This window comes from Acinetobacter sp. WZC-1, from assembly GCF_052544965.1.
The window spans coordinates 883,013-895,173 of sequence record NZ_CP199370.1; the positions used below are offsets into that span (position 1 = coordinate 883,013).

At 46.6% G+C, this 12,161-nt stretch carries 11 protein-coding genes; 6 read left to right on the forward strand and 5 right to left on the reverse strand.

Annotated elements, in window-relative coordinates:
• The first annotated feature begins 64 nt into the window (after positions 1–64).
• Positions 65–739, forward strand: a complete 675-nt coding sequence (mtgA, locus tag ACT6PV_RS04165; RefSeq protein ID WP_445115210.1) for a monofunctional biosynthetic peptidoglycan transglycosylase — start codon at positions 65–67, stop codon at positions 737–739.
• Positions 740–847: 108 nt separating this feature from the next.
• The gene (ppk1, locus tag ACT6PV_RS04170) at positions 848–2,929 is read left to right on the forward strand and encodes a polyphosphate kinase 1 (RefSeq protein WP_445115211.1); all 2,082 of its coding nucleotides are present in this window, start codon (positions 848–850) and stop codon (positions 2,927–2,929) included.
• A 187-nt stretch (positions 2,930–3,116) separates the two neighbouring features.
• Here ppk1 and oxyR read toward each other — a convergent pair whose 3' ends face one another.
• The 4 genes from oxyR to rubA form a co-directional block, all read right to left on the reverse strand.
• Positions 3,117–4,031, reverse strand: coding sequence for a LysR family transcriptional regulator OxyR (gene oxyR, locus ACT6PV_RS04175; protein WP_445115212.1), 915 nt, complete (start codon positions 4,029–4,031; stop codon positions 3,117–3,119).
• 13 nt (positions 4,032–4,044) lie between these two features.
• Positions 4,045–4,983, reverse strand: coding sequence for an alpha/beta fold hydrolase (locus ACT6PV_RS04180; RefSeq protein ID WP_445115213.1), 939 nt, complete (start codon positions 4,981–4,983; stop codon positions 4,045–4,047).
• Between the two features lie 56 nt (positions 4,984–5,039).
• Positions 5,040–6,218, reverse strand: a complete 1,179-nt coding sequence (locus ACT6PV_RS04185) for an NAD(P)/FAD-dependent oxidoreductase (protein WP_445115214.1) — start codon at positions 6,216–6,218, stop codon at positions 5,040–5,042.
• Between the two features lie 69 nt (positions 6,219–6,287).
• Positions 6,288–6,452, reverse strand: coding sequence for a rubredoxin RubA (rubA, locus tag ACT6PV_RS04190; RefSeq protein WP_445115215.1), 165 nt, complete (start codon positions 6,450–6,452; stop codon positions 6,288–6,290).
• A gap of 333 nt (positions 6,453–6,785) precedes the next feature.
• Here rubA and ACT6PV_RS04195 point away from each other — a divergent pair, with 333 nt between their 5' ends.
• The 3 genes from ACT6PV_RS04195 (at position 6,786) to ACT6PV_RS04205 (ending at position 10,553) form a co-directional block, all read left to right on the forward strand.
• Positions 6,786–7,226, forward strand: a complete 441-nt coding sequence (locus tag ACT6PV_RS04195; RefSeq protein ID WP_445115216.1) for an SRPBCC family protein — start codon at positions 6,786–6,788, stop codon at positions 7,224–7,226.
• Positions 7,227–7,346: 120 nt separating this feature from the next.
• On the forward strand, positions 7,347–8,876 hold the full coding sequence (gene lysS / locus ACT6PV_RS04200) for a lysine--tRNA ligase (protein ID WP_445115217.1): 1,530 nt from the start codon (positions 7,347–7,349) through the stop codon (positions 8,874–8,876).
• A gap of 204 nt (positions 8,877–9,080) precedes the next feature.
• The gene (locus ACT6PV_RS04205) at positions 9,081–10,553 is read left to right on the forward strand and encodes a capsule assembly Wzi family protein (RefSeq protein WP_445115218.1); all 1,473 of its coding nucleotides are present in this window, start codon (positions 9,081–9,083) and stop codon (positions 10,551–10,553) included.
• Positions 10,554–10,641: 88 nt separating this feature from the next.
• Here ACT6PV_RS04205 and ACT6PV_RS04210 read toward each other — a convergent pair whose 3' ends face one another.
• Positions 10,642–11,091 carry a GNAT family N-acetyltransferase gene (locus ACT6PV_RS04210; protein WP_445115219.1) on the reverse strand — a complete coding sequence of 150 codons (450 nt, stop codon included), beginning with the start codon at positions 11,089–11,091 and terminating at the stop codon, positions 10,642–10,644.
• Positions 11,092–11,240: 149 nt separating this feature from the next.
• On the opposite strand from ACT6PV_RS04210, the gene cysD reads away from it, so the two are divergent.
• The gene (cysD, locus tag ACT6PV_RS04215) at positions 11,241–12,149 is read left to right on the forward strand and encodes a sulfate adenylyltransferase subunit CysD (RefSeq protein WP_445117030.1); all 909 of its coding nucleotides are present in this window, start codon (positions 11,241–11,243) and stop codon (positions 12,147–12,149) included.
• Positions 12,150–12,161 lie beyond the last annotated feature (12 nt).

Consider the following 12,161-nt stretch of genomic DNA (forward strand, 5'->3'; position numbering starts at 1 on the left):
TGTATGTGCATCCGATGGCTCAGCTTAGCATGAAATGATATTTTTTCAGGAGTAACACACTGACATGAAAGCTTTTATTGTTCGATCTTTGTTAATCATTGTCAGCATACTCATTATCATTCAACTGTGGATTTTCTGTAGCCTGGCGTGGTGGCGAACTCATCCTGTGGAAAATACCATGTTCATGCGCTGGACCTATTTCTCTGATTTTAAGCCCATTCAGCATCAGTGGCGTGACTATGATCAGATCAGTGATAATTTCAAGCATGCCATTGTGGCCGCTGAAGATGCAAAATTTGTGGATCATCATGGTTTTGACTGGGATGGTATTGAATTTGCGCTGCAACGCAATCTGAAAAAAGACAAAGTGGTGGCCGGCGGTTCAACCATTTCCCAGCAACTGGCAAAAAATCTGTTCTTTTATAACCGCCGTTCAGTCATCCGCAAGGGACAGGAAGCGATTGCCACCACTATGATGGAAAGAATGTGGAGTAAACAGCGTATTCTGGAAGCTTATATGAATTCTGTGGAATTCGGTGATCATATTTATGGCGTGGACGCTGCGGCACAACATTATTTTGGCAAAAGTGCCCGTAACCTGAGTCGTGAACAGGCGGCATTCCTGGCGGCCATTTTACCCAATCCAAAATATTACCAGCAACATCCGAATGACCGTAAAGTAACATACAGAAAAGGACTGATTCTGAAATATATGCGCAGCACTCGGATCCCTGGCTAATATGCAGTCCTGAACCGCACGGGAAACACATTTCGTGTGCTTTTTTTATGAAATTGTCATAAATTTGAAGCATACTGATTCAGGAAGATTTGATTACAGGTCAATGGCATGAATACCGCAGTGAACAGCACCTCGACAGATACGGAATATAGCTATAACGAACGTTATATTAATCGTGAATTATCCATTCTGGACTTTCATCTGCGTGTATTGGAACAGGCGGTTGACCCGTTGCATCCATTGCTTGAGCGGATGAATTTTCTGCTGATTTTCTCACGCAATATGGACGAATTTTTTGAAATCCGGGTGGCTGGGGTCATGGAACAGCTGACTCTTGGCAATGAAAGCCACAGTCCGGATGGATTGACACCGAAACAGGTACTGGAAAGTATTTCTGCCACCACGCATGCTGCAGTGGAACGTCAGTACCGGATTCTGAATGAAGAAATTTTCCCCAAACTCCGCGAAGAGGACATCTGTTTCCTGCGTCGTGGAGAACTGACTCCGGCACAATCGGTGTGGATTAAAAAGTATTTTCAGGAACAGGTGGCGCCGGTTTTAACTCCGATCAGCCTGGACCCTGCACATCCATTCCCAAGACTGGTCAATAAAAGTCTGAATTTTATTGTCACGCTGGAAGGTAAGGATGCCTTCGGCCGTCAGATTGATCTGGCGGTGGTCCCGGCGCCGCGTTCCCTGCCCAGGGTGGTACGGTTACCGGATGAGTTGACCGGTGGCAAGGAACATTTTGTGATGCTGTCGGCTATTATTCACGAACATATTTCAGACCTGTTCCCAGGCATGACGGCAACCGGATGCTACCAGTTCCGTGTCACACGTAATGCGGATCTGGCGCTGAATGAAGATGTGGAAGATCTGGCCAAGGCGCTGAAAGGCGAATTGAGCTCGCGCCGTTTTGGCCGGGCTGTGCGTCTTGAAGTGACCGAAAACTGTCCGCAGCATATTTATGAATATTTACTCAATGAGTTCGGTCTGGATCAGGATCAGCTTTACCGGGTGGATGGGCCGGTCAATCTGGCGCGCCTGTTTTCAAACTTTAAGCGTCCTCATTTACGTTATGATTCGCATACGCCGGTCATTCCCCGGGTATTGAAAAAAACCGAAAATATTTTTTCTGCCATGCAGAAGCAGGACATTCTACTGCATCATCCCTTTGAATCATTTGCACCAGTGATTAACCTGTTGCGTGAAGCGGCACGGGATCCCCAGGTTCTGGCCATTAAACAGACGCTTTACCGCAGTGGTGCCGACTCTGAAATTGTGCAGGTGCTTGCCGAAGCCGCAAGGAATGGCAAGGAAGTGACCGCGGTGATTGAACTGCGTGCCCGTTTTGATGAAGAGTCCAATATTGCCGTGGCCAATGTGTTGCAGGAAGCCGGAGCTGTCGTGGTGTATGGGATTGTAGGCTATAAGACCCATGCCAAAATGATTCTGGTGGTGCGCCGCGAAAACAATAAACTGGTGCGTTATGTGCATTTGGGAACGGGGAATTATCATGCCACCAATGCCCGTATTTATACCGACTATGGATTGATGACTACCGATAAGGAACTCTGCGAGGACGTCCATCGGATATTTCAGGAACTGACCGGTATGGGCAAAATGGCCAAGCTGAAAAAGCTGCTGCATGCACCATTTACGTTGCATGCGCAGTTACTGTCTTATATTGATGATGAAATTGCCAATGTTAAGGCAGGGAAACCGGCACAGATTATTGTCAAGGTGAATGCCCTGACAGAAGTCCAGTTGATCAATAAACTCTATGAAGCTTCTCAGGCGGGTGTACAGATTGATCTGATCATTCGTTCAATCTGCTGTTTACGTCCGGGGTTGCCGGGGTTGTCAGAAAACATCCGGGTTCGCTCCATTGTCGGTCGTTTCCTGGAACACACCCGGGTTTACTATTTCAGTAATGATGGCAATGCACGTGTTTACTGTTCCAGTGCAGACTGGATGGACCGTAATCTGTTCAATCGTGTTGAAGTCTGTTTCCCTGTCGAGGATGCCGCCCTGAAAAAACGTATTTATCAGCAGGGTCTGGTCAACTATCTGAAGGACAACCAGCAGGCCTGGTTGTTACAGGGAGATGGTCGCTGGATTCGGGCTCAGTTGGCGCAGGGAGAAGAACCACACAATGCACAACAGATCTTGCTGAGCGAAGTGATTTGAACCGGATTGGATTGCCCATGATTTGATTTAACCGGTTGTGGATTGAATCAGCCGGATAGTAGATGTTGTTCCTGACTGGTGATATGAGTCATTGATGATGTATTATGTTGTCTGATTACATGACTATTAAAAAAAGGAGCCCGATTTACCGGACTCCTTTTTTATGTTTTATTGCTCTGTGCCTGTGTTATGACTGATCTAAGGTTGTTGCCGTGATTTTTTGCAGAATCTGCAGCAGTACATCAAACTCACTTTGTAGAGGTGTACTTTTACGGGTAATCAGTGCCAGTACCCGTGAAGGTGCATCATCAATGGCTTTAATGATCAGTTGATCATTGCTTTTGAGCATGCTGGTATGAATGGCAATCTCAGGCAATAGCGTGAATCCAAGATTGGAGCTGACCATTTCCACCAGTGTCGGCAGTGAGCTTGCCTTTAGACGGTGGTCATTCTTACGTTCACCAACCGGGCAGACGCTCAGGGTGTGGTCCCGCAGACAGTGGCCTTCTTCCAGCAGCATCAGGTGCGTTAAGTCGAGGTCATCCAGTGAACGGGCATTGACGGCATTTTTATCAGATTTATTGCAGACCAGGAATAAGTTTTCCCTGGCAATTTCAGCCACTTTTAAACCACGGGTATCAAAAGGCAGGGCCAGTACAATCATATCCAGATTGCCATGTTCCAGCCGTTCTACAATTTTCTCGCTCTGAGCTTCATGCAGATGCAACTGAATTCTAGGGAGCTGCTTGTGTACTTCATCCAGTAGTTGCGACAGAATAAAGGGTGCAATAGTCGGAATAATACCCAGATGTAAATCACCGGTCAGGGGTTCACTCATTTCACGGCTTAGCCGCATCAGATCCTGGGCATCGGCCAGTAAGACGCGAGCCCGGGCAACGACCTGTTCACCCAGCGGGGTTAATCGGACATTCTGACGATCACGTTCAACAAGTACGCCACTCAACAGGCGTTCAAGTTCCATAATCCCACCGGAAAGTGTGGACTGTGTGACGAATGAACGGCGTGCAGCTTCAGTAAAGTGCAGTGTTTCTGACAATGTCACCAGGTATGACAGCTGTCTCAGGGATGGTAATGCAGCCATAGTGTCCTAATGTTTATGATTGGAAGTGATGAACAAATAAACCGCTGAGCTGAGCAATAAAGTGCGGAGGGATATCATGCCCCATTCCTTCAATTAATTCAAACTTAGCGCCGGAAATTGCTTTTGCAACAGCCTTGCCATGACTGGGTGGAAGCAGACGATCCCGGGAGCCGTGTACCACAAGGGTCGGTTTCTGAATCTGTCTGTCCTGTTGCAGCAGGGAGCCTGTACATAATATGGCTAAAAACTGTTGAAGTACACCCGCCGGGTAATAACTGCGCTGATATAGTTTACGCGCGGTCTGCATGATCTCCGGGACATTGACATAGCCTGGTGAGCCAATAGTGGTGAATACTTTCAGGCTGTGATTGATAATGGCGTTTTCATCACGTGATGCCGGTTTACCAAGCAAAGCAAATAATTGTCTGGGAAACGGAGGATGCAGAAAGGGCTGATTATTACTGGTAAACATTAATCCCAGTTTATCAATTTTTTCGGGATACTCTGCTGCCAGGATCTGTGCAATCATACCACCCATGGATGCGCCGATAATGTGGATTTTTTCCAGTCCGAGCCGGTCAATCAGTAAGGCAGCATCTTCAGCCATGTCATACAGGGTATAGGGGGAACCACTGTTTTTTAGACCCAGTGCAAAACGACCCATCAGTTTGATGGGATTCATACGACGGCCCTGAAACTTTATTTTGGATGACAGTCCAATATCCCGATTATCAAAACGAATGACACGGAAGCCCTGTTCAATCAGTTGCTTACAGAAGAAATCAGGCCAGAATAGCATTTGTGCACCCAGGCCCATAATCAGCAGAATGGCTGGATGTTCAGGGTTGCCACCTGTTTCAACGTGTAATTGTATGCCATTGCCCAGGTCGACGCTGGTTTCCTGCATGAAAGAGGTATAGGGGGACGGCTGGTATTGTAATGCACTGTTCATTGTTCTTTTCCTGAAAAAGGATATTCAGTGTGCAGAATATCCCCGCTATTAAACCCTTAAACTGCTGCAGGAATCAAGTCAGGCACCAGTTTAGTCAATGTCAGGCGCTGTTTCCCGGCTGTCTGGCCGAGCAATACAAAGCCCCGGAGAGTGCCCACTGAATCTGTTGCCCTGGAGAGCATGCCATCTTCAAACACTTCGGTTTCCCAGGTGACATCCACGTCAGCAGGCACAGCCAGCACGGTCAGGGGAGCTGCCGGGGTCTTTACTGCAACCGGCATTGCCGGATAGTGTACTGCCGTGGTCTGCCCATTGAGTGTTTTTGCCAGGGCACGGGCTTGCTGTATTATGGGCATGACATAAGGTAATAACAGTCCATTGACTTCGGCGCAGTCTCCAATGGCGTAAATATCAGCCTGGTTGGTTTCCATGAAGCTGTTGGTGATGATACCCCGGCTGGTCTGCATACCGGTTGCCTTGGCCAGGCTCAGATCAGGCTGTAAGCCGATGGCTGACAGTACGATATCTGCAGCCAGTGACTGACCGCTGGCCAATGTGACCACATAACCGTGCTGTGCCTGTTTTGAAATTTTTTCAACAGTTGTCCCAAGTGCAAACTTGATGCCGGCGTTTTCCAGGTTTTCCTTAAAAGTCTGAGCTACATGTACAGGTAACAGGCGTCCCAGCGGCTGTGCTGCCAGATCAATCACTGTGACCTGATGTCCGGTGTGCTGTAAATCATTGGCAAACTCACAGCCAATCAGTCCGGCGCCGAGAATCACTACTTTTTTATCGGCACAGCTGTTCAGGTTTTCACGGAACGTTCGATAATCAGTCAGTGAATTGACTACATGCAGATCATCACTGCCATCACCGGCAATGGCCAATCGGACTGGGTTTGCACCGACAGCCAGAATCAGCTTTGAATAATTCAGTGTTGAAGTCTGGCCTTCCTTTTCAACAATCAGCTGATGCTGATCGCTCTGAATCTGCCTGACCCAGCTGTGTGGTTCTATGCGGATGTTCAGTTGGGCTCCCATTTTTTCAGCATCCCCCAGACCAATCTGCTCTGGCGTCTTGTTACCTGCCAGCGCGTTGGATAATGTGGGTTTGGCATAGCTCACCGCATCATCTGCAGAGATCATGATCAGATCCTGTTCAGGGTTTAATTTGCGGAATTCCCGGGCCAGGGTATAGCCTGCCATGCCTGAACCCACAATGATGATCGGTTGCATATGTTGCTCCATTTTCAGTTGAATGCAGATAAAAAAAGACCATGTCAACATGGTCTTCGCTGTTTAAATTTAGATTTCTATCATTTCAAAGTCTGCTTTGGAAACACCACAGTCCGGGCATGTCCAGTCATCAGGGATGTCCTCCCATCTGGTTCCCGCTGTAATGCCATCCTGTGGCCAACCCTGTGCTTCGTCATAAATCCATCCACAGACGATGCATTGAAATTTTTTCATTGAACTCTCCATATGACCGCTTACTTCTGAACAGTGATCAGCGACTGTCAGAAAACATCTCCCACGTGTATTATGATATTGATATGACGCCGTGATGTATATATGTCTATCGGAATTCTGACGCAGCTATATGTACAAAAATTCTGACGCAGCTATATGTACAAAGTAAAGCAGAAATCAGCGTCTGACCGGTATGATAAATGGGAATCACTGGTCCGGTGCCGGACTGAATCGGAATTTTATCTGTTGCTTAAAGCGTATAAAATGCTGAATACAGCATGTCTGCTGATGAGATGAAAACAAAGATGAGACGAAAATAAAAAGGACGGAATCATGAAAAATCTGAACTATGAAATTGTGATTGAAGCAACACCGCAAAAAGTCTGGGAAATATTGTGGACTCCTGAATCCTACAGTACATGGACACAGTTTTTTACTCCGGATTCGACCATGCAGTCGGACTGGAAAGTCAATGGACGTACGCTGTTTCTGGATGCATCCGGGGATGGCATGGTTTCAACCATTACCCGGCTTGAACCATTTAAAGTGGTTATTTTTAAGCATCTTGGAACCCTGCAGGGCGGGGTTGAAGACCTGGACAGTGAAGACGTAAAAAAATGGAGTGGATCGCTGGAAAAATATATGCTGGATGATCTGCAGGGGAAGACCCGGCTGCGCGCAGAACTGCAAACTGATGAAGCATTTCAGGACATGATGGACAAAGGCTTTCATCAGGGTTTTGAATTGGTCCGGCAGATGGCAGAAGGCCAGTAAGTATTGAATGAAGATACGGCCCCGGTTCATTTATTCAGGTCGGTCATTAAGTCATACGAAATTGCAGTTGAATCTGCTATGCTATGCAACTTCCGTTTTTTACCATAAATTGAGGCACAGATGGCGCAAGATAACGCTCAATCGACTTCTGAACAGGACATTTCCGAAAACGATTTAATTGCACAGCGTCATGCCCGATTAAGGCAAATACAGGAACAGGCACGGGAAACCGGTGTGAGTGCCTGGCCCAACACATTCAAACGTGAACATTATGCACAGGACCTGCAGCAGCAATTTGCAGATCAGTCCAAGGATGCCATAGAAGCTGCTGAACATGTGCATGTCAGCGTTGCCGGTCGTGTCATGCTGAACCGTGGTTCCTTCATTGTGATTCAGGACATGACCGGACGTATTCAGCTGTATGTGGACCGTAAGGAACTGGCGCCGGATGTACTGGACAGCATTAAGGGACTGGACCTGGGCGATATCATTGCCGTTCAGGGCTATATTGGCCGTTCCGGAAAAGGTGATCTCTATGTGCATATTGAACATTTTGAACTGCTGACCAAATCCCTGCGTCCCTTACCGGATAAATTCCACGGTCTGACCGATACTGAAGTGAAGTACCGTAAGCGTTATCTGGACTTGATAGTCAATGAAGAAACCCGTAAAACCTTTGAGATTCGTGCAAAGGTGGTTGCCGGCATCCGTAATTTTCTGAACAGTGAACGTTTCATGGAAGTGGAAACGCCAATGATGCATGTGATTCCGGGGGGCGCGTCAGCACGTCCGTTCGAAACACATCATAATGCACTGGATATGCCGCTGTTCCTGCGTATTGCGCCGGAATTATACCTCAAGCGCCTGGTGGTGGGTGGCTTTGAACGGGTATTTGAAATTAACCGTAATTTCCGTAATGAAGGTGTTTCAACCCGTCATAACCCGGAATTCACCATGATTGAATTCTATCAGGCCTATGCCGACTATCAGGACCTGATGGTGCTGACTGAAAATATGCTGGAAAAACTGGCCATTGATATTCTTGGTTCCACTGATGTGCCTTACCAGGGTGAGGTTTACAGCTTTAAGGGGCCATTCAGAAAAATTTCAATGTTTGATGCCATTCTGCAGCATAATCCGGGCCTGACGCCGGAAAATGTGGCAGATCGTGACTTCCTGGCCGGCTTTATTCAGAGCGAGCTGAAAGAGCAGGTGAAACCTGGTTTTGGACTTGGTCGTCTGCAGACCATTGTTTTTGAAGAAACCGTTGAAGCCCAACTGCGGCAACCGACATTTATTACTGAATATCCGGCAGAAACCTCACCACTGGCGCGTCGTAATGACAATAACCCGCACATTACTGATCGGTTTGAATTCTTTATTGGTGGTCGTGAACTGGCGAATGGTTTCTCTGAGTTAAATGACCCGATTGATCAGGCAGAGCGTTTTCAGGCCCAGGTGGCTGAGAAGGATGCCGGAGATGATGAGGCCATGCACTATGACGCAGAGTTTGTGGAAGCGCTTGAATATGGCCTGCCACCGACGGCGGGTGAGGGGATTGGGATTGACCGTCTGGTGATGCTGTTTGCCGATGCGCCGAGTATCCGTGATGTGATTTTATTTCCGCATATGCGCCGTAAGGATGTCTGATCCGGGAAGTTATTCCGCCACTGAACCCGTGATATTTATTTTACACAGGCATTTTTAGCTCACAGGCCACTTGAACAGTGGCCTTTTTGATGATGCCGCCGATGTGTGTGGCAATAAAAATGCAATTACACAGTTTTCATGTTGAAAATTGATCATAAAGAACTTATGGTGAAGGCGGTAAATAAACTTGAGAAATGAAAGCGCATGTTTTTAAAGAAATCATTATACACAGCCTTGTTTACAACAATATCAATGCCGGTATTTGCACAGGGGCTGGTGCTGAATGATCAGAATCTCCGTACCGATTTAAACTGGTTGAATCAACAGGGTGTGATCCAGATCAGCACCTCCACCTGGCCCATGAGTGGTGATGAAATCCAGCGCGCTTTATCTCAGGCAAAAGTTTCAGACAATACCCAGCAAAAAGTCATTGATTCGGTTCAGAATGCCCTGAAAGCAGATAATCAGACAGCAAAACTCGGTTTATTTGCTGAGACAGACCAGAAGAATATTCCACAGGCCTTTGGCGATAACCATAAAGCACAATATGTCGGCTCACTTGAACTGAATGCCGGCGGTGACAACTGGGATGCAAAAATCAGAGTAAATGGTGAAAAAGATCCCCAGATTGACAATGGGCACGATGTCAATGTTGAAGGTTCCTATCTGGCCGGTAAATTGTGGAACCAGTGGATTGTGGCTGGACAGATTCCGACTTACTGGGGGCCGGGACATGACGGCAGTTTAATTCGTGGTGATGCCAGTCGTCCGGTGTATGGATTTACAGCACAGCGTGCTGAACAGAAGGCGTTTGAAACAAAATGGCTGTCCTGGATCGGACCGTGGCAGTATCAGGTATTTGCAGGGCAGTTGGATGACTATAAAGCCGTACCGAATACCAGGCTGATTGGTCTGCGTTTTACTGCTCAACCTTTACCATATCTGGAGCTTGGAGCTTCCCGTGCAATTCAAATTGGGGGTAAAGGCCAGCCAAATAGCTTTAAGGCTTATTGGAATGCAATGATTGGCAAAGATAATGGTTGTGATAATAGTGGCTGTGTAGGAGATGACAATGCATCTAACCAGATTGCCGGTTTCGATGGACGCTTATTGCTTCAGCCTTTATTTAATGTACCAGTAAGTTTATATACTCAATTCGTTGGTGAAGATGAAGCGGGTGGATTGCCTGCTAAGTATCTTTATCTCGCGGGTGCAGATTTTTCATCGAGCTATAAAAATATGCCTTATCAACTTTATGCTGAATGGGCTGATACGCGTACGAATGGTGAGGTAAAAGGGATTTCATATAACCATCATCAATATACAGATGGTTATTACCAGCATGGTTTCCCATTGGGTCACGCCATTGGTGGTGATGGTCAGATGGTTTCCGTGGGCGGGGATATTCGCTTTGATGTGATGAACCGCCTGAGTGGTCGTGTGATTTATGCAGATGTCAATAAAGCAGCGGCAATGATGGGGAACCGTGTGATCAATCAGGCTTTCCCTGAAACGGATAAGATCAAGGCACTCGATCTGACCTGGACCCATTATATCAAACCAAGCATTCCCCTGAAAATTAATGGCTGGGTCAGTGATTCAGATAAACATGGAAATGATACCGGCGCGTCGATTGGCGTTGAAATTCCGCTGGATAAAAGCTTATTCGGTTATTAATCTGAGTCGCCGTAAAAAAACCTGCAATTCAATTGCAGGTTTTTTTATTTGTCCCTGTTTTTATTACCGGTGCTTTGATGACCGCAGATTATGGTGGCAGTATCTTCTTATATTGAATGAAGCCTGTTTTGTCTGCAATCCGGTCATACAGCAACTGTGCAGTCAAATTGGATTCATGCGTCAGCCAGTAGACCCGGTCAAAGTGTTCTGAACAGACCGCATAGCTATGCTCAATTAATTTGCGGGCCAGCCCCTGATTTCTGTATTTTTCATCGATAAATAAATCCTGTAAGTAGCAATATGGACGCGTTGTCCAGGTGCTGGCGTGTGAAATTAAATGCACGAATCCGACCATCTGATTATCCTGCCGGATCATATAGCCCGACATTTCCGGGTATTCCTGACTGGTCAGGCGCTGCCAGTTGAGCAGGGACTGCTGTTCAGATAATGCAGTCTGGTAAAAACTCAGGTAAGCTTGCCACAGAGTTAACCACTCTGTGTAGCTGCATGTGGCGATTGGGATAATCTGTATGGCCAAGGGGAAACTCCTTTTTTGCATATGATGTTTTTGAATATTCATATCATAAAACAAGCAAAAGAAATGCAGTGTAAATCACTATAATGAATATCAATTTTCAATTGTGTGATAAGCACACAAATATAGTAGAGCCGGTGTTGTCAATGTCCATGACTGAGGAAAGACTTACTCATCTTAAACAGCTTGAAGCTGAGAGTATTCATATTATTCGTGAAGTAGCTGCCGAATTTGAAAATCCGGTCATGCTCTATTCAATTGGTAAGGATTCAGCAGTGATGCTGCATCTGGCCCTTAAAGCATTTTATCCTGCCAGACTTCCATTTCCACTATTGCATGTCGATACAGGATGGAAATTTAAGGATATGATTGCGTTCCGTGACAATATGGCAAAAACCCATGGTTTTGATCTGATTGTGCATCAGAATAAGGAAGGCCGTGATGCCGGAATTAATCCATTTGATCATGGCAGTTCAAAATATACCGATATTATGAAAACCCAGGCGCTGAAACAGGCTCTGGATCAATATGGTTTTGATGCAGCTTTCGGTGGTGCGCGCCGTGATGAAGAAAAGTCGCGTGCCAAAGAGCGGGTGTATTCATTCCGTGATGCAAAGCATCGCTGGGATCCAAAGAACCAGCGCCCTGAATTATGGAATCTTTATAACGGTAAAGTGAACAAGGGCGAAAGCATCCGGGTATTCCCATTGTCCAACTGGACGGAACTGGACATCTGGCAATATATCTATCTGGAAAGCATTCCATTGGTACCGCTGTATCTGGCCGCTGAACGTCCTGTGGTGGAACGCGGTGGAACGCTGATTATGGTGGATGATGAGCGTATGCGTTTAAAAGAGGGTGAAGTTCCACAAATGAAATCGGTACGTTTCCGTACGCTGGGATGCTACCCATTGACGGGTGCGGTTGAATCAACAGCCAATACCCTGCCGGAAATTATTCAGGAAATGCTGCTGGCAACCAGCTCAGAGCGTCAGGGTCGGATGATCGACCATGATGAAGCCGGCTCAATGGAAAAGAAAAAGCAGGAAGGCTATTTCTAACCCATATTCAGT